Source organism: Neisseria sp. DTU_2020_1000833_1_SI_GRL_NUU_006, from assembly GCA_032388755.1.
Taxonomy (GTDB): Bacteria; Pseudomonadota; Gammaproteobacteria; order Burkholderiales; family Neisseriaceae; genus Neisseria; species Neisseria sicca_C.
This window is the reverse complement of sequence record CP135593.1, coordinates 808,167-826,893: the sequence shown is the minus strand read 5'-3', so window position 1 is coordinate 826,893 and position 18,727 is coordinate 808,167. Positions and strand designations below refer to the sequence as shown.

Below are 18,727 nucleotides of genomic sequence, written 5' to 3'. Positions count from 1 at the left end.
CAATGCAACAAACCAATATGATAGTTTTTAATAATTTCCCATATTGAAATTACAAATCAAGACCGGCTTCCAATACGAAAAATAAGTCGTGATAAGCAAACTCCGTTATGGCAAAGACCTGCTTCAAGGCAGACTGACAATTTGAAATGAGTCGGTTTTGGGCACAGAAAATGCCGGATTCAAGGCAAAAAGCACAGCAAGATTGAACATCTTACGAGCATTTTTAATGCGGAAGACGGCGCTTTATGAGACAAAATACCGCCATTATCGAATGAGCCCCAGTCTAAATCTCAAAAACAGAAAAGGTCGTCTGAAACCCGTTTCCAGGTTTTCAGACGACCTTTACACATTCCCCAAGCCTTCAATCAGACAATATGCTGCACTCGTTCGTACAATTGTGCAGGATTCACCATCTGATCGGCAAAACTCAGACTGAGGTCTCGCGATTGTGCCGAAGCGTAGTAATGCTCAACCTTCACCTCATCCCCTTCACCGAAAGCACGGATAAGCAGGCTGTCTTGGGCGCGTGCGAACACGGCATCTGCCTGTTTCACCCCTTCAAACACCAAACGGTCGGTAAACACGCCCGCACGGGTTGAGCCGTCGGCTACTGTATCTTTGCCGTGTCCCGCTGCAAAAACGTAAGTATCCGCAGTGTTGATACCGCCTGCCAGATAATCATCGCCTTTCCCGCCGATAATCGTGTCTTTGCCGTAGCCGCCGTAGATTTTATCGTTGCCCGCGCCGCCATGAATCGTATCGTTGCCGTGCCAGCCCGTCAGCGTCGCGCCTGTATCGGAGCCATATATTTCCATAGCCGCTGTTTTCATGGCTTCCGCATCCAAGGTTTTGTCGGCAAACTCGAAACGTACATGACGGTTGGCAACCGACTGGAAATAATTGGCGACCGTTACCGAATCGTCTTCGCCGTATGCCTTGACGGTCAAATCGTTGCCGCTGCGGATAAATCTGACCGAACCGGAAACCGCGCCATCGAAGCGCAGCGTATCGGTAAATTTACCGCCCTGATAAGTCGCATCCCTGACGGTATCGTGTCCGTGTCCCGCTGCAAAAAGGTAAACATCGCTGCTGTTTATACCGCCATACAGCGTATCATTGCCCGCACCGCCTGCCAGCACATCACTATCCAAGCCGCCGCGTAGCAGATCTTCGCCGTCCGTTCCGGTCAAAATCCTGTCTTGTCCCGACGCACGTCCCAATACTTCCAAGCGCATAGCGGCTTCTGCCGTTGCACCCTGCGTATCGGCTGCCGTAATTTTCAAATCAAAGCTGCCCGATTGCAGAACCCTGCCGCCGAATACGCCGCGTTTACCGTCAAAATCCATGCCTTCAGGTAGTCTGCCACCATCGGCAAGCGTCGCGCGGTAAGTCAGCGCATCGCCGTCTTTATCGGCAAACAATCCCCTCCGGCAATGCAAACTTCCATTCCTGTCCCGCGCGTGCGTATTGCGTATTCAGACGACCCTGCACTTCGGGCGCATGGTTTTCCGCCCCGATTGCCAACGTCCAATCTTGGGACGCCGACAAACCCTCGTCATCGAACGCACTGATTTTCAGAACCAATTTATCCGTTTCAGACGACACTTTGCCGCTCAAAGTACGGCTTGCCGAATCAAACGCCAAACCTTCGGGCAGGGGCGAGCCGTCCGCCAAAGTCAATTCATAGCGCACGACACCCTTGTCGTCGCGGAACAAATCATCCGCAAGTTGATGGCTGAACAGCTTATCCGCCGATACCGACAAAGTTTCAACTGCCTTATCCGCCTGCGGAGCAGCATTGGGCGCAGGCAACGCCAATCCAAACATTCCATCGCGGAAATTCTCTATCGCAATCTGTCCTTGGAACGTCGCGCCCGTCAAAACCAGGCTTGTGCCCATCAGAGCCAGCGTCCAACCTTGCGCCGAATGCCAGACATCAGGCTTATCGGCATCCGCCGTCCAAACCGTACTGTCGAGCGAAACGCCGTCGATAAAGATCGCGCCTTCCCCGCCCGCATCGCGTATGGTTTTCACATCATCGGCATTCTGCAAATCGCGGGACGCAAAGAGATAAGAATCGAAACCCTCGCCGCCGTCGAGCAGGTCGCGTCCTGCGCCCGCTGCCAGCGTATCGTGTCCCTTGCCGCCGTAGAGCCTGTCGTCGCCCTCCCCGCCGTCCAGGTAATCGTCTCCCGATACCGCAGCGTCGCGGTTGTCGTCGCCCCACAAAATATCATTGCCCGAACCGCCGTACAGCACATCGTTGCCGTCCTGACCGACAAGCAAATCATTGCCCGCGCCGCCATGCAGCACATCCGCCGCACCGCCCGCAGCAACGCGGTGTACATTGTCCGAAGGCGCAATTTTCGCCGTCAGCGCGTAATCACCGGTCTCGGCGTCAATCACAACATCCCAAGCATCCGTATCGTTGTGCGTACGGCTTGCGCTGTTCAGATAGTTCGGATCCCATTTACCGTCGCCCCAAGTATATTCGTAGCTCAGCGTACCGGCAGGAATCCGTACCGGACGCGGCATGACCAAGCCCGGCACCAACGGCATAACGGGCGCAACCGTACCGTAATTGAAATAAATGTCCCCGCCACCCGTGGAAATATAATGTCCGCGGCTGCCGGCGCGCAAAAAGCCGTCGCCCAGAATCACATCGTCGCCCGCGCCGCCGAAGACCGTATCGCTGCCTTCGCCGCCCGTAATCAAATCGCGGTTTGCGCTGCCGAAAACCTCATCATCACCCTCGCCCGCAGCAACCCAGTCGCCGCGTTCGGACGAACCCGTTTCCGACAGATGGCTGTCTGTCAGCTCCGAATAAATCACATCGTCGCCCACGCCGCCGTAAATCAAATCCCGGCCTGCGCCGCCGATGATGATGTCGCGGTCTTCCGCCTTCTGCGCCTCGGTTTTGTTGCCCGCAAAATTGCTCCCGTTCAACAAATCGTTGCCCTCGCCGCCGTTGATGACGTCCGCGCCGTAGCTTCCGTACACACGGTCGTTGCCCGCACCTGCCGACACCGTCAGCCTGCCCGCACCGCCCGCAAACAGCACATCATCCTTATTGCCGCCCGTCAGATTGAACCAACGGTCTTGCGCATTTGCATAGAACACATTGTACTTGTCCGCCGCGCCGACCCCGTCGGTACGCACCAAAGAGCCTTCCCCGGCCTCCGAATCGGGCATGGCAGGCTTCTCTTTGGTCATCAATGTGATCCCCAAAGCCGAAACATCCGATTTCTCGCCTTCAAAGAAACCGCGAATGACCGCCATATCCTTACCGTGCTTCACCAACAGCGAATGGGAAAGCGCAGGACGCACCGCCGTCATCAAACCGTCAGGCTTGCCGTCCGCACCCACGCTCAACCAAGTATCGTCGCTTTCGCTGTTTCGGATAAAACGGGACGCGCGGACGTCGTCTGAAAACACGATTGACCCCTTGTGGTCGCTGTCGAAGACATTGTCTAAACCGTTGATACGGTAGATATCGTCGCCGTTGCCGCCTAAGAAACGGTCTGAATATTCAGTACCGATAAGGGTATCGTTACCTTCTCCTGCAATATAGGTTGCACCATATTTCGTATATTTCTGATAATGGTTTAACTCGGTTATCTGTTGCATCAATTCATTAAATAGTCCCAGCTCTTTCGCTATATTGACACTGGGAGGGAATAATGAACTAATTAAAGTATTTATATGGGTACTGATAGTATTCAAATCAATATTTTTACTTAAATCCAACTCCTGCTCCTGAGTGTCAGTTTTTTCGATATCTACACTCAGAACCTTTTTGATTTTGTAATCATTCAAAGTATCCTTCGACTGAGTTCCATAGATAACCAATTGGTTAGCATCATCCAAATAATCAATTACGCCTGAATTTTGAATAGATTGAAACTCCTTCAAGAAACCAAATAATTTTGATACCATCCTCATCTTATTGATTTGAGGTTGAACATAAGCCTCAAATTTAGGTCGAACATAAGGATCAATATAGGGATGAATAATAGTATTATTATATTCCATAGGGTGAATAGTTTTACCTTCCAGTGCATCAACACCGATATATTGAAACAAGACTTTTTTACCAATGCTGAAAGGATCAGTTATACGTTCAAGTAAAGTGTTGACAACATCTGTTAAGCTGCCATTTCCCTTAAAATCAAAGTTATCTTGAAAGTCTCCATTTCTTTCATTGTAATCTCCAATATTTATCTTGCTATAAGGAAATAATTTAAAATTTTCAAATCGCAAAGGATTACCATTTTTATCAACAATAAAACGAATATTATTTGTATCAAAAGTTAACTTAACCGAACCAAAAACAAAGGCATTCTTACTTAAGTATTCAGCGTTATAATCCTTATCCTAATAAAAGTAATAGTCTCGAACAGGTAGAGCTGATTTCATATAATTAGAATCAGGATTATTGCTTTCTCTATAGAGATAACTTCTAATTTCATTGTAAGTAAGCGATAACTCCCCATTAGAAAATTTTTGAAGATTACCATTTTTTAAAACATTAAAATCTTTACTTCCATTTTCATGTTCATTATTGAAAAACTTTCGAATAACACCAAACTCATAGGGGTGATATTGATATAAACCAGTTTTATCCAAAAAACTTCTTGTATCGATATTTAAAACAATTTGATCTGTTTTTGCTCTATCAACCCAATTTTCAGATATTAAATTGGTCTTTGAAGGGGGGTCATCCATACCCCATAAATAGTAAGATAGAACCTTATTGGCATAGTTTGTATTTAAATCTAATTCAAAAAATTTATATTGGTTCATTTTTGATTCCTTTTGACGTTACAAGAAAAAAGATATTGTCCATCCCATATAACTTTTTCTTCAGGGTTAGAAATATCAACTTTATATAAAGGTGTGTTATTATTTACCCATTTTGAGCATATATTTAAATCAAAAATATATTTTTTATAAACTTCAAAATTTTTGTATGGGATATATAATTCATTGTGAGCTTTCATCTCATATGTACCCGAATATGGTGATGCTACAGAGTATTTTTCAGGCAAATAATCACCACAATTACTCAGAATATACTTTTTATTTATATAAGTTAAGTTATTATTTTTTCCAATATGTAAACCAGAAACATTTAAAAAATAGCTTCCTAAACCTCTTTCTTCTAGATAATTAGGCACTCCTAAAAATGGGAAATCATCTTCCGTTAAATCTTTTCTATCATTAATACTGCAACATTTATACGGGAAAAAATGAACGGAGCTGTTTTCTATAACAGAATAAAAACTATCATTATTTATTTTTGGATTATTCTTTGATGAAAATAGTAAACCTGAGTTAGAGAAAAGAATTTTCTTGCCTTCTTCTTGATTTAAAAACTTCCTTTTTCTGCTATCAAAAATATATTCTGCTATGCTTGCTTTCCCAACAGAAGTAAGCCAACAAGCACCATCGACAGGGCAATATTCTCTCCATTCACTATTCATTTCGTCATAATATCTACCTTGTGATAAATATCTGAAATAACTGGTCATTCCTCTGGCTAATAATTCTTCCTTATTCAATTTCCTTCCTTCGTCCACGCAAATCCCTTGCAGGTTCTGTTCTATAGCTTTGTTGCTGAGGATTTCAAAAGGGGAAAAGAAGATACGGTAATTGCTGAAAAAATAAATTGAGAACAAGATAACTGAAGTTAAAATTGCCAAAATTATTTTATTATTTTTAATCATATAGTTACCTGATTTTTAAAGTTCGCGGATTATTCCACGAATGTCATATTTATGCAATAGCATTATCAAAAAGGTCGTCTGAAATTTTCAGACGACCTTTCAATACCAAATCCAAACAACCGCGTGCGTCCATTCCGCATACATCCTATCTGATGAAACAGAGACTTTATGCAGGCTACGGCTTGCTCTCCCTTACAATGTCTCTCATCCTATTGAACCTGAATTAGCGGCTTCAGTTACTTTTGTATAAACTGCACACCACACAATATTTTTAATAGTATTAATAAAAATTCCATAGTATGATTTTCAAATATATATACGTTTAAAAATCAATCTCTTTGACTATATTAAAATTATATAACTTATCAATTGAGTTGATATAATGAAGATTACAGTACCTATTAGAGAAGAGAAAAGGCGTTTTCTCTCCCCCTACAGCTCCATTCAATACTTTTGAAATCCACCCCCCTTTAGCTACATAAGGATAAACGATAATGTATTTTTCTCCATGAGAATCAACATATTCCCTCTTATAATAATAAATTTCTAAAAAAGAAAATCCAACATTACTTTTTTTATATCTTACTTCTATTAAATCCTTATTTTTTATCTCATTAGGATTATGCAGAAATACAATACTGGATTGATTACATAATTTTTCAAACTGAATCAATCCTATTAGCTCATCAAAGAACATAAATCCAAATCCTAAAATAAGGCTTATAAAGAGATATAACTTTGTTTTTTTACAATCAAGTAGAGTACTCTGCTTTGCATGCTGCCACTCAAATGCTACACCAAGAACAAACCCGACCGCCCCAAAGATAATAATATGAAGAATCAGGAGAAGAATACCTATCATAATTTAAGTCCTTACCTTTCTCTTTCTTTCCGAATGCCTTTTTCTGTAAAACCTTGCCCCAATCCTAAACCCAGGAATAATTCCGATGACTAAAATAAAAATGTAATAAGTAACCGCTGTCATAACCCTTCCATCACGTCTAGCAATAAAATTTTCTAATTGATCATTAGGATAATCAAATATCTATCAGCTTGAAATATTCTACACAAATGAAATAAAAAGACAAAGTGTTTTTACCCAGTGGTTATATTTGTGATATAAAAGGTCATCTGAAATTTTCAAACAACATTTCAACACTAAACCTAAACAACCAAACGAATACGTCTCATACAATACTTCGCTTGTATAATTTCCAGACAAATCCAAAACAAATTTTTTAGTTTGAGACATCATTGCATTTCCTCGTGTAGTCTAAGGTTTTTTGAGACAACTGTAAAAATCATTACCATTCCAAATGGTTTGGTAGTTGAAAATATAATCCAATCTTTTAAAAAGTAAACGCGTTACAGAATCATCAGGTTTTCCATTACTCCATTTTCTACAGCCAACAGGAATTTCTGTAACTACCTGAATCCAATTCTCATTAATATGGAAACCATAATCTGTAGTCATATGCTTTGTATAATCGCCTTTTACAGAAGAATATTTTTCAGGAAGATATAATCCACAATTATTTATGATATATCTCATATAATATACTTCCATTTTATCTGTTAAATTTGAATTAATTATTTTTAAATCTAAAAAATAATTTCCCAGCCCTCTTTGTTCCAATAAATCGGGTGTGCCATTGAACGGATAATCAGCTTTCAACAACTCTGACTTTTCCTTGATACCGCAGCAGTCATAGGGGTAAAAAGAACTGAACCTGTTTGAGGCATAAAACCCGAAGGGCAGCTTGTGCGATTGGTAGCGGACATTTTTTGGAAAAAACTGATCCGCCCTGCTGAATGTAACTCCGTTATCCCTTGTCTTTAATAGCGAGATTCTTTTTTCCTTGTCGAAGATATAATCCCCCATCTCGATAGCAGGCATCATATACAACTGACACGATTTCTCCGTGGGGCATCTGTCCTTCCAGGCGTAGTCAGATGGGTCATCGAAATACTGCCCCGACGACTCATGTGCGAAATAGCTGACCAAAGCCCGCCTCAGCAACTCTTCCTTGCTCAATTTCCTTCCCTCATCCACGCAAATCCCTTGCAGATTCTGTTCTATGGTTTTGTTGCTGAGGATTTCAAAAGGGGAAAAGAAGATACGGTAATTGTTGAAAAAATAAATTGAGAACAAGATAACTGAAGTTAAAATCGCAAAAATTATTTTCTTGTTTTTAATCATATTGTTGCCTGCTTTTAAAGTTTTCAGATTATTCCACGAATGTCATATTTATGTAATAGGATTATCAAAAAGGTCGTCTGAAATTTTCAGACGACCTTACAATACCAAATCCAAACAACTGCGTGCGTCTATTCCGCATACATACCACCTGGTAAAACAGAGACTTTATGCAGGCTACGGCTTGCTTAAATTATTTATAGATAACATCTGATATTGAGAATTTATATTTCTCTTGCAAAATATTATAATCTGATGATTTACATACTTCTTTCTTATCAAAAAACAATACATATCCTCCTGCGCCGATTAAAGATGCCATCATTCGAGAAAACCACCCTCCGTATGGCGTATATGTCTTATATGTAAAAATTTCACTTTTATTTGAAGCATCCAAATACTTCGATATATTATATTTTATAGGTATAGCAGAATACCTAACATTCCCACGATTTTTACTATCAAATTCCAAAATTAAATTTTTATTACTTAGTTTACTGACATCCTTTATTAAAAATATTTTTTCAGACTCACATAATTTTTTTAGCTGATACATACCTATTATTTCATCACCAAACATTATAAAAAACCAAAGTATCGCACCGACAATATAGAACAAAATCCTTTTTTCAGAATGTAGGATTTCATATTTTTTGCTTTTCCATTCAAATACTATCCCAACAATAAATCCCAATAAACCAAATATAGTGATATTGGCAATAAAAAAAAGTATTCCTATCATAGCTCTTTCCTATTCATTTAAAATTTATTTCCCGAAATCCTAAGATAAATTTTAACTCCAAAAATAAAACCTGGAATAATTCCAAAAAATAAACTGATTAAATAATACACAAACACTTGCATATTCATCTCCAATTATTCGACAAAATATCCGTTTTAGACGGAGGAATTTTCTGTAACTATAAATAATAAGAAAATACTTCGACACCTGATAAAACAGGGACTTTATACAGGCTACGGCTTGCTTATTAATTAACAAATAATTTATCAGAAGATATAACACTAGAGCAATTTGAAAAATCATCTTTAGTGTATTTACCTTCCACCCCATAAATATTAACAGACTTCCAAATTCTAGTTTTCTGTTTAATATTAATATCTTTCAATAAGAACTCTCCTCCTCCATCTGCCGATGTTGTATTCATATTATGTATTAATGAATAATATGAAAAATTTGCATCATTCTTTGCATCATTTCCAGCAGAGAAGTAATTAATATTTAAAGTTCCCCAAATGCTATCAATATCATTTTTAAATGTATACTTAGTTCTATAAAATAAATATTCTTTTCCTATAAAATTCTCGGTAACTATCTCACAATTCGATAGTTTTTTTCAATAGTATTAGATGAAAATTTAATCTTAGAATTTAAGCATAGATTATGTGCGCTATTATCGCTAGAATATGTAGTATATATAGTAATCAAACCACAAGAGTAATCGTATTGTTTTTTCTCATATAAACGGCTTACTTCTTCCGAATTTATGTAACTAATATCAGTGTTATATCTGTTATAATAATCATCTAAAACAAAAAAATATTTCAATCTAAACAAAAGAAAAAATATCAGCGTAAATACCAATACAGAAAATAAATATATTATGATTTTATTTTTTAACATGACAAATCTAAAACAAATTTTTAATTCGAGACATTATTGCATTTTCTCGTGTGATTTAAGGTTTCTTAGGACAACTGTAAAAATCATTACCATCCCAAAGAGTTTGGTAATGAAAAATATAATCAAATGATTTTGTTAGAGAATTTATGGTAGAATTATCAGGTTTACCATAATTCCATTTCCAACAGCCAATAGGAATTTCGGAAACAATTTGAATAAAATCTTGAGGCAGATAAAATCCATAGGAAGTCGTCATATTTTTAGTATAATTTCCTTGCACGGAAGAATATTTATCAGGAATATATTGTCCACAATTATTAACAATATATCTATGATAATAAACATTAATTCCTTCGCTTACTATTTTTAAATCCAAAAAATAATTTCCCAGCCCTCTTTGTTCCAATAAATCGGGTGTACCATTGAACGGATAATCAGATTTCAACAACTCTGACTTTTCCTTGATACCGCAGCAGTCATAAGGGTAAAAAGAACTGAATCTGTTTGAGGCATAAAACCCGAAGGGCAGCTTGTGCGATTGGTAGCGGACATTTTTTGGAAAAAACTGATCCGCCCTGCTGAATGTAACTCCGTTATCCCTTGCCTTTAATAGCGATATTCTTTTTTCCTTGTCAAAGATATAATCCCCCATCTCGATAGCGGGCATCATATACAACTGACACGATTTCTCCGTGGGGCATCTGTCCTTCCAGGCGTAGTCAGATGGGTCATCGAAATACTGCCCTGTCGATTCATGCGTGAAATAGCTGACCAAAGCCCGCCTCAGCAACTCTTCCTTACTCAATTTCCTTCCCTCGTCCACGCAAATCCCTTGCAGATTCTGTTCTATGATTTTGTTGCTGAGGATTTCAAAAGGAGAGAAGAAGATACGGTAATTGTTGAAAAAATAAATTGAGGACAAGATAACTGAAGTTAAAATCGACAAAATTATTTTCTTGTTTTTAATCATATTGTTGCCTGCTTTTAAAGTTTTCAGATTATTCCACGAATGTCATATTTATGTAATAGGATTATCAAAAAGGTCGTCTGAAAATCAAATTTTCAGACGACCTTTTTGTTTACGTTTGAAACTTAATGTTCCAGCCCCTCGGTATCGATTTTGACGACTTTGTCGGTTTTATCCTCCGGCAAAAGCAGGTTCAGGATAACTGCCGTAATGCCGCCGGCGGAAATGGAGTTTTGGAACAAGACAGGCAGGTTTTTAAACACTTCCGGTTCAAACGCCACGCCCAAGCCCAGACCGACCGACGTTGCCGCAATCACCGCCTCGCGCCTGCGGATACCGTGGCTGACCAAAATCCGCACGCCCGCAATCGCAATCAAGCCGAACATCAAAACCATCGCCCCACCTAAAACCGGACTCGGAATCGTCGTAAAGGCGCGTCCGACAACGGGGAACAAACCCAGCAGCACCAAAATCACGGCAATATATTTGCCCACATGGCGCGAAGCCACGCCGGTCATCTGAATCACGCCGTTGTTTTGCGCGAAAGTGGTCAACGGCAGCGAACCCAAAGCCGTCGCAATTACCGATACCAAACCGTCCGCCAACACGCCGCCGCGCAGGCGTTTGGTGTATTCTTCGCCTTCAATCGGCTGGTCGGACACCATTGCCGTCGCAGTCAAATCGCCGACCGCCTCAAACACGCTCAACAGGAAAATCGCGCCCGCTACAATAAATGCGTGCCAGTCGAAAGCAAAGCCATATTTAAACGGTACGGGCAGCGTAACCAGCGGCAGGTTTTGCAGTGCGGAAAAATCCACCTTGCCCAAAAACAGCGCGACAATGTAGCCGACAATCAGCCCGACTGCAATGCCGCTCATACGCAGCAGCGGATTTTTCATGCAGTTGAATATCAACACAATCAGCAACACCAGCGACGCCAGCCCCAAGTTTTCCATCGAGCCGAACGTGCCGCTCGTCTTCGCGCCGAAGCCGCCGCCGAAATCGGTAATGCCGACGTGTACCAGGCTCAAACCAATCAACATCACGACCACGCCGCTGACCGTCGGCGTAATCACTTTTTTCAAATACGGCAAAAGCCATGCCGAGAAACACACCAAAAACGCGCCGACAAACGATACGCCCAACAGCGTCGAAATCATCGCATCCTTAGTCAATCCGCCCTCTTTCATACCAGCGCCCAGCGCAATCATGACGGTAACGAACGAGAAATTCACCGACTGGATAGACAGCATCCCCGAACCGACCGGTCCGAAGCGGTTGACCTGCAAATAAGTGCCGACACCCGACGCCACCATCGCCATCGACACGAGATACGCCGTCATCTCCACCGGCAATTCCAGCGCGCCGCCCACAATCAGCGCGGGCGTAATCATCGGCACAAAAATCGCCAGAAGATGCGTTATCGCGCTTAATAAGGCATTTCCGAATGGCGGTTTGTCTTCCAAACCGTACACCAAATCAGGCGAGTCCACCTGTTTTTTCATTGTTTCAGCCATTACAGTCTTTCTATACGTTTTCAAACGTTAAAAAATTTTAAGAAACGAAATTGTAACCAATACTGCATGTTCTATCAATTTCAGCCTGCAATACAAATACGGCAAAAAGGTCGTCTGAAAACCCGCATCGCAAGTTTTCAGACGACCTTTATATGTGAACAGGCGGTTTACGCCTTGCCCGTGCTGCCGAAGCCGCCTTCGCCGCGTTCGCTGGCGGCAAATTCGTCCACGACTTTAAACGAGGCTTGGACGACGGGAACGATGACCATTTGCGCGATACGTTCCATCGGTTCGATGGTAAACGCTTCTTTGCCCCTGTTCCACACGGAGACTTTGAGTTCGCCCTGATAGTCCGAGTCGATCAGTCCGACCAAGTTGCCCAAGACGATGCCGTGTTTGTGTCCCAGGCCGGAACGCGGCAGCAAAACGGCGGCGTAGTCGGGATTGGCAAGGTGAACCGCTAGGCCGGTTGGAACGAGATAGGTGTCGCCCGGTTGCAGGGTTACGGCTTCGTCCAAACAGGCGCGCAGGTCCAGTCCGGCAGAACCGGGCGTGGCGTAGGCGGGAAGTTTGTCCGCCATTTTCGGATTGAGGATTTTCATTTCGACTTCGGTTCGCATGATTTTTTTCCGTTTCATTTGATTTGACGCGGATTATACACATATTCCCCCTCCCTATCGTTGGAGTCGTCTGAAAAAACGGGGTATGATTCATTCAAATAAACGTGAGTATCGGAGGACATCATGGATTTGCACAATATCCGCGAAGATTACAGCAAGCGCGAACTGTCGGAATCGGAATGCCATGCCGACCCGATTGTCCAGTTCGAGCAATGGCTGAACGAGGCGATTCATTCGCAAGTCAACGAGCCGACCGCCGTCAACGTCGCCGCCGTGGGCGAAGACGGCAGGCCGAACAGCCGCATGGTGCTGCTGAAAGAAGTCAATCCGCAGGGATTTGTGTTTTTCAGCAATTACTTAAGCCGCAAAGGACGCTCGTTTGACGCGCATCCGTTTGCCGCCATGACATTTTTCTGGCCAGAGCTGGAGCGGCAGGTGCGCGTTGAAGGGCGAATCGAAAAACTGGATGCCGCCGCTTCGGACGAATATTTCGACAGCCGCCCCTACACCAGCCGCATCGGCGCATGGGCAAGCGCGCAAAGCGAAGTGTTGTCGAGCAAGGCGATGTTGGTTGCCAAAGCGGCGGCAGTGGGCGCGAAACACCCGCTGCACGTCCCGCGCCCGCCGCATTGGGGCGGCTATCTCGTCATTCCCGACCGCATCGAATTCTGGCAGGGCCGCCCCAGCCGCCTGCACGACCGCATCCAATACCGTTTGGTTGACGGCAACTGGATACGCGAGCGGCTGTCGCCTTAAACTTCCCACAGCTTCAAGCCGATAGGGTAAAATCCCGACTCCAGCAAAAGGTCGTCTGAAATATAAAAACGTTTTAACAAAACTCGTTTCATTCGTTTTCAGGCGGCCTTTTATCCGTAACTTATCCTGCCGCTACCGCCGCAGAAGAACCGTTTTCCGCAGCGGGTTGAATTTGACTTGCTCAAATTCAACCCGCTGCCATCAAACGCGTTAGGAGAATCCCATGTCCAAGCAACCCACCAGCAAACGCCAATGGCGCGACGGCGCAGCCCCGTCTGCCAAGAAAACCGCCAAACCTTTCAAAAGCAAAGCCCGTCCCAAAGACGAAACGCGCAAAACCGCTTCCAAACCTTACGGACAAAAAGTTTCAGACGACCTCAAGCCGCAAAACACCCCCAAACAGCGCGCCGCCAAAGCCAGAAAACTCGTCGTCCGCAATCCCAACCAAAAAATCATGGAACGCGCGCGCGATTTGAAAGAGCGCCGCAGCGACCTATCGCGCATGGAACCCGAACGCCTGCAAAAAGTGCTTGCCGCGTCCGGCGTCGGTTCCCGCCGCGAAATGGAAGAATGGATTAACAACGGCTGGGTAACGGTCAACGGCAAAACCGCGCAACTGGGCGACAAAGTCACCCCCGACGACCACGTTACCGTCAAAGGCAGCATCATCAAACTCAAATGGGCGGATCGCCTGCCCCGCATCATCCTGTATTACAAACAAGAAGGCGAAATCGTCTCCCGCGACGACCCGCAAGGCCGCGTCAGCATCTTCGACCGCCTGCCGCAGGCCGCCAGCAGCCGCTGGGTCGCCATCGGACGCTTGGACATCAACACCAGCGGCCTGCTCATCCTGACCACCTCCGGCGAACTCGTCCAACGTTTCGCCCACCCCAGCTTCGAAGTCGAACGCGAATACGCCGTGCGCGTGCTGGGTGGGCTGACCACCGAACAAATGCGCAGCCTCACCGAAGAAGGCGTGATGCTCGAAGACGGCTTGGCAAAAGTCGAACGCATCTACGAACAAGGCGGCGAAGGTGCAAATAAATGGTACAACGTCGTGATTAAAGAAGGCCGCAACCGCGAAGTACGCCGCATATTCGAAAGCCAAGGCCTCACCGTCAGTCGCCTCGTGCGCGTCGGCTTCGGCCCCATCGGCCTGCCCAACCGCCTCAAACGCGGGCAGTTCTACGAACTCAACCCCGCCGAAGTCGCCAACATCATCAAATGGGCGGACATGCTGCTGCCGGGCGAACGCCGCCGGAAGAAATCCTGACCGCAAAGGTCGTCTGAAAACTTTTCAGACGACCTTTTATACACCCTGCCTCAACCCCAATCAGGAGCCGCTTCATGTTCACACTCAAAACCGAAAATGACCGCCTGCTGCTCGCCTCCCCCGATTTGCGCGCGGAAATTTATCTTTACGGCGGGCTGCTCAACCGCTACGAAATCCGCCGCCCCGACGGCACATGGTTCAACATCGTCAAAGCCTACGATACCCCGCAACACGCCCGCGAGAGCCTGACGGAATGGTTCCGCAGCGGCAAACTCAGCCCGTACGCCTGCCGCCTGCGCCACGGCAAATACAGCTTTGATGGCAAAGCGTATCAGTGCGGCAAATTCAAACTCGCCGAACACGCGGCACACGGTTTGATGTATGACCGTGAGTTCGCCCTCGTACACAGCCATGCCGACGCCCAATCCGCCGAAGTCGAAATCCGCGCAGATTACGCACAAGACGACAGCGGCTACCCCTTCCCCTTCAGCCTGACCGTCCGCTACCGCCTCAGCGCAGACGGCTTAAGCATCCGCTCCATCGTCCGCAACCAAGGCGCAACCGCCATGCCGCTCGCAGACGGCTGGCACCCCTATTTCACGCTCGGAGGCACAACCGACGACTGGTCACTGGAAATTGACAGCAGCAAACGCCTAGGCTTCGATGCCGATTTGGTTCCTGACGGCAGCATCATCGACGACACCCGTTTTCAGACGACCTCAAGCCTGGCAGGCATCGAATTGGACAACAGCTTTGTCTTGGCACGCAGCAAACCCGCCGCCTGCACGCTTTCAGGCAACGGACTGACCCTGAGCATTTACCCCGACGCATCCTATCCCTACCTGCAAATCTTCACCCCATCGACCCGCGACACCATCGCTATCGAAAACCTCAGTGGCGCACCCGACTGTTTCAACAACGGCTTAGGGTTAATCAAACTGGACGCAGGAGAAGAAGCCGCATTTGAAACGCGCTACCATATAGCTGCCAACCGTCCGTAAACAGCCCGAACCTTTACCGGCAAAGCAAAGGTCGTCTGAAAACGCCCAATCAGGTTTTCAGACGACCTTTTCGATTTTTAAGCGACGCATTCGTCCCAAAAAATGCCGCAGCACACCGCCAACAATCAAAACAATAATTTCTTAATTAACAATATATTAAGATTATTTTAACAAAGAAACTGTATTAAAACTCTAATTTCCTATTTGATTAGAGTATAATTCCTAAAATCTTAAAACAGGCGTCATTTAGCCGATAAAAGCAACCTCGATACAGATACCGTCTATTAAAAACACCACCCGAAACCATCAAGGAACCCATACATGCAAAACAACTTCGACCCATTGCACATCCGAGGCAAATCATTGATTCCCGTCGTCCAAGGCGGGATGGGCGTGGGTGTTTCCGCATCGAAACTCTCCAGCGCGGTCGCCCGCGAAAACGGTGTCGGCACGATTGCCAGCGTCGATTTGCGCCACCTGCATGACGACCTGCTCGCCGAATCCAAAATCAACCCGAGCGAAGAAAAATACACCCGACTCAACTGCACCGCGCTTGACCGCGAAATCCAAAAAGCCAAAGCCGACGCAAACGGCAAAGGCATGATTGCCGTCAACGTCATGAAAGCCGTCAAAGACCACGCCGCCTACGTCCGCCAAGCCTGCGAATCGGGTGCGGACGCGATTGTGATGGGCGCGGGATTGCCGTTGGATTTGCCCGAAATGACCGAGGGTTATCACAAAGATGTCGCCCTGTTCCCGATTTTGTCCGAATCACGCGGTATCGGTATCGTATTGAAACGCTGGATGAAAAAAGGCGTTTTACCCGACGCCATCGTTATCGAGCATCCCGCACACGCTGCCGGACACTTGGGCGCGGCAAGCGTGGCAGGTGTGAACGATGCCAAGTTTGAATTCAAACGCGTCATCGAAGAAACTTTCGAAGTATTCAAAAACTTAGGTCTTGAAAGTGAAAAAATCCCGCTCATCCTCGCCGGTGGCATGGCGAACTTTGAAAAAGTCAAAACTGCCCTGAAAAACTGGGGTGCGTCCGCCGTCCAAATCGGCACGGCGTTTGCGGTTACCGAAGAAGGAGATGCCCACATCAACTTCAAAAAAACGCTGGCAGGCGCAGAAACCGAGCATGTTGTCGAATTTATGTCCGTCGCCGGACTGCCCGCACGCGGTGTGCGCACCAAATTCCTAGACAGCTACATCAAGCGCGAATCCAAGCTGCAAGCCAATGCCAAAGCCGACCCGCGCCGCTGTACGCAAGGCTTGAACTGTCTGACCAGCTGCGGCCTGCGCGACGGTTTGGCAAAAGCCGGACAATTCTGCATTGATATCCAACTCTCTGCCGCTTTCCGTGGCGAAGTCGATAAGGGCTTGTTTTTCCGAGGTAAAGACCCGCTACCGTTTGGCAACGCCATCCGCACGGTGCAAGAAACCATCCAATATCTGCTCAACGGCGCTCTTCCCGCAGCAGCCAAATAATTCATATCCGCAGATGAACGCTAAAAAAGGGCATATTTCAATGTGCCCTTTTATAGTGGATTAACTTTAAATCAGGACAAGGCGAGGCAACGCCGTACTGGTTTAAATTTAATCCACTATATTTTGCCTGCAAATCGCGTGATGCTTAAAAAGGTCGTCTGAAACCGATATTCAGACGAGCTTTTCCCAACGCCGCCTCCCTTTCTATGGACACATTGTCAACAAAATCCGCATAAAAAATGCTAAGATGACCGTCTCGATAGACATTTGGAACACCCATGAACCCACTACTCGACCAGCTCCAACCCTATCCGTTTGCCCGCCTGCGCGAAGCCATGCAGGGCGTTAACCCTCCCGAAGGCGTCACCCCCGTCCACCTGCATATCGGCGAACCGAAACACCCTACCCCCGAAGTCATCACCAATGCGCTGACCGCCTCGCTGCACGAACTGGAAAAATACCCCCTGACCGCAGGTCTGCCCGAGCTGCGCCAAGCTTGTGCCGACTGGATGCGCCGCCGTTACGACGGACTGACCGTCAACCCCGACACGGAAGTCCTGCCCGTACTTGGCAGCCGCGAAGCCTTGTTTTCCTTCGTTCAAACCGTCTTAAACCCCGTTTCAGACGACCTCAAACCCGTCGTTCTCAGCCCCAACCCGTTCTACCAAATCTACGAAGGCGCAGCCATTCTCGGCGGCGGCGAAATCCGTTTTGCCAACTGCCCTGCCCCGTCCTTTAAGCCCGATTGGAAAAGCATTACCGAAGACGTATGGCAACGCACCAAAGTCATGTTCGTCTGCTCGCCCAACAACCCCAGCGGCAGCGTCCTGCAACTGGAAGACTGGCAAGAAATCTTTGATCTGCAAGACAAATACGGTTTCATCATTGCTTCCGACGAATGCTATTCCGAAATCTATTTCGACGGCAACAAACCCATAGGCGGCTTACAGGCGGCAGCACAATTAGGGCGCAGCAACCGCAATATCGTCATGTTCACCAGCCTCTCCAAACGTTCCAACGTTCCCGGACTGCGCTCCGGCTTTGTCGCAGGCGATGTCGAATTGCTTAAAAACTTCCTGCTCTACCGCACCTACCACGGCAGTGCAATGAGCATCCCCGTCCAACGCGCCAGCATCGCCGCATGGAACGACGAAGAACACGTCATCGCCAACCGCCGCCTGTATCAGGAAAAATTCGACCGCGTCATCCCCATTTTGCAACAGGCATTCGATGTCAAACTGCCCGACGCATCATTCTATATCTGGCTGAAAGTACCGAACGGCGATGATTTGGCATTTGCCAAAAATCTCTGGCAAAAAGCCGCCATCCAAGTCCTCCCCGGCCGCTTCCTCGCCCGCGATACCGAATGGGGCAACCCCGGTGAAGGCTACGTCCGCATCGCCTTGGTCGCCGATGTCGACAGCTGCGTCAAAGCCGCCGAAACCATCGTTTCCCTGTATCGCTGAATAAGGTAACGGTTCAATAAAAAGTCGTCTGAAAACTTTAAATCTGAGTTTTCAGACGACCTTTTTCATGG

15 protein-coding genes are annotated in these 18,727 nt (G+C 45.9%); 5 read left to right on the top strand and 10 right to left on the bottom strand.

What is annotated here, in order from left to right; translation table 11 throughout:
- Positions 1-365: 365 nt before the first annotated feature.
- The 10 genes from RSJ68_04010 to dut all read right to left on the bottom strand — a co-directional run bounded on the left by RSJ68_04010 (position 366) and on the right by dut (position 12,669).
- The gene (locus RSJ68_04010) at positions 366-1,421 is read right to left on the bottom strand and encodes a putative Ig domain-containing protein (protein WNU97901.1); all 1,056 of its coding nucleotides are present in this window, start codon (positions 1,419-1,421) and stop codon (positions 366-368) included.
- Positions 1,408-3,627, bottom strand: coding sequence for a putative Ig domain-containing protein (locus RSJ68_04005; GenBank protein ID WNU97900.1), 2,220 nt, complete (start codon positions 3,625-3,627; stop codon positions 1,408-1,410). The genes RSJ68_04010 and RSJ68_04005 overlap by 14 nt, the downstream gene beginning before the upstream one ends.
- Positions 3,628-4,374: 747 nt before the next feature.
- Positions 4,375-4,803 (bottom strand): hypothetical protein, encoded by a 429-nt coding sequence (locus RSJ68_04000; protein WNU97899.1) that lies wholly within the window; start codon positions 4,801-4,803, stop codon positions 4,375-4,377.
- The gene (locus tag RSJ68_03995) at positions 4,800-5,726 is read right to left on the bottom strand and encodes a hypothetical protein (protein ID WNU97898.1); all 927 of its coding nucleotides are present in this window, start codon (positions 5,724-5,726) and stop codon (positions 4,800-4,802) included. The genes RSJ68_04000 and RSJ68_03995 overlap by 4 nt, the downstream gene beginning before the upstream one ends.
- A gap of 322 nt (positions 5,727-6,048) precedes the next feature.
- Positions 6,049-6,588: a hypothetical protein gene (locus tag RSJ68_03990; protein ID WNU97897.1), complete on the bottom strand. Its 540-nt coding sequence runs from the start codon at positions 6,586-6,588 to the stop codon at positions 6,049-6,051.
- Between the two features lie 411 nt (positions 6,589-6,999).
- On the bottom strand, positions 7,000-7,926 hold the full coding sequence (locus tag RSJ68_03985) for a hypothetical protein (protein ID WNU97896.1): 927 nt from the start codon (positions 7,924-7,926) through the stop codon (positions 7,000-7,002).
- Between the two features lie 190 nt (positions 7,927-8,116).
- Positions 8,117-8,665 carry a hypothetical protein gene (locus RSJ68_03980; GenBank protein ID WNU97895.1) on the bottom strand — a complete coding sequence of 183 codons (549 nt, stop codon included), beginning with the start codon at positions 8,663-8,665 and terminating at the stop codon, positions 8,117-8,119.
- Between the two features lie 955 nt (positions 8,666-9,620).
- Positions 9,621-10,535, bottom strand: coding sequence for a hypothetical protein (locus RSJ68_03975; GenBank protein ID WNU97894.1), 915 nt, complete (start codon positions 10,533-10,535; stop codon positions 9,621-9,623).
- Between the two features lie 122 nt (positions 10,536-10,657).
- Positions 10,658-12,049 carry a nucleobase:cation symporter-2 family protein gene (locus RSJ68_03970; protein ID WNU97893.1) on the bottom strand — a complete coding sequence of 464 codons (1,392 nt, stop codon included), beginning with the start codon at positions 12,047-12,049 and terminating at the stop codon, positions 10,658-10,660.
- A gap of 167 nt (positions 12,050-12,216) precedes the next feature.
- Positions 12,217-12,669, bottom strand: coding sequence for a dUTP diphosphatase (dut, locus tag RSJ68_03965; protein WNU97892.1), 453 nt, complete (start codon positions 12,667-12,669; stop codon positions 12,217-12,219).
- 123 nt (positions 12,670-12,792) lie between these two features.
- On the opposite strand from dut, the gene pdxH reads away from it, so the two are divergent.
- From pdxH to dapC, 5 genes are all read left to right on the top strand, one after another.
- Positions 12,793-13,425 (top strand): pyridoxamine 5'-phosphate oxidase, encoded by a 633-nt coding sequence (gene pdxH, locus RSJ68_03960; GenBank protein ID WNU97891.1) that lies wholly within the window; start codon positions 12,793-12,795, stop codon positions 13,423-13,425.
- A 223-nt stretch (positions 13,426-13,648) separates the two neighbouring features.
- Positions 13,649-14,698, top strand: coding sequence for a pseudouridine synthase (locus RSJ68_03955; protein ID WNU97890.1), 1,050 nt, complete (start codon positions 13,649-13,651; stop codon positions 14,696-14,698).
- Positions 14,699-14,772: 74 nt separating this feature from the next.
- A complete protein-coding gene (locus RSJ68_03950) occupies positions 14,773-15,699 on the top strand; it encodes an aldose 1-epimerase (GenBank protein WNU97889.1) in 927 nt (308 codons plus the stop codon).
- A 321-nt stretch (positions 15,700-16,020) separates the two neighbouring features.
- Positions 16,021-17,190 carry a nitronate monooxygenase family protein gene (locus RSJ68_03945; protein WNU97888.1) on the top strand — a complete coding sequence of 390 codons (1,170 nt, stop codon included), beginning with the start codon at positions 16,021-16,023 and terminating at the stop codon, positions 17,188-17,190.
- Positions 17,191-17,468: 278 nt separating this feature from the next.
- Positions 17,469-18,656, top strand: a complete 1,188-nt coding sequence (dapC, locus tag RSJ68_03940) for a succinyldiaminopimelate transaminase (protein WNU97887.1) — start codon at positions 17,469-17,471, stop codon at positions 18,654-18,656.
- Positions 18,657-18,727: the final 71 nt, after the last annotated feature.

Bases quoted from the DNA above. Each gene is read 5' to 3' on its own strand.
- RSJ68_04005 (WNU97900.1), bottom strand. From the start codon at position 3,627: ATGCAACAGATAACCGAGTTAAACCATTATCAGAAATATACGAAATAT.
- RSJ68_04000 (WNU97899.1), bottom strand. From the start codon at position 4,803: ATGAACCAATATAAATTTTTTGAATTAGATTTAAATACAAACTATGCC.
- RSJ68_03995 (WNU97898.1), bottom strand. From the start codon at position 5,726: ATGATTAAAAATAATAAAATAATTTTGGCAATTTTAACTTCAGTTATC.
- RSJ68_03990 (WNU97897.1), bottom strand. From the start codon at position 6,588: ATGATAGGTATTCTTCTCCTGATTCTTCATATTATTATCTTTGGGGCG.
- RSJ68_03985 (WNU97896.1), bottom strand. From the start codon at position 7,926: ATGATTAAAAACAAGAAAATAATTTTTGCGATTTTAACTTCAGTTATC.
- RSJ68_03980 (WNU97895.1), bottom strand. From the start codon at position 8,665: ATGATAGGAATACTTTTTTTTATTGCCAATATCACTATATTTGGTTTA.
- RSJ68_03975 (WNU97894.1), bottom strand. From the start codon at position 10,535: ATGATTAAAAACAAGAAAATAATTTTGTCGATTTTAACTTCAGTTATC.
- RSJ68_03970 (WNU97893.1), bottom strand. From the start codon at position 12,049: ATGGCTGAAACAATGAAAAAACAGGTGGACTCGCCTGATTTGGTGTAC.
- dut (WNU97892.1), bottom strand. From the start codon at position 12,669: ATGCGAACCGAAGTCGAAATGAAAATCCTCAATCCGAAAATGGCGGAC.
- pdxH (WNU97891.1), top strand. From the start codon at position 12,793: ATGGATTTGCACAATATCCGCGAAGATTACAGCAAGCGCGAACTGTCG.
- RSJ68_03955 (WNU97890.1), top strand. From the start codon at position 13,649: ATGTCCAAGCAACCCACCAGCAAACGCCAATGGCGCGACGGCGCAGCC.
- RSJ68_03950 (WNU97889.1), top strand. From the start codon at position 14,773: ATGTTCACACTCAAAACCGAAAATGACCGCCTGCTGCTCGCCTCCCCC.
- RSJ68_03945 (WNU97888.1), top strand. From the start codon at position 16,021: ATGCAAAACAACTTCGACCCATTGCACATCCGAGGCAAATCATTGATT.
- dapC (WNU97887.1), top strand. From the start codon at position 17,469: ATGAACCCACTACTCGACCAGCTCCAACCCTATCCGTTTGCCCGCCTG.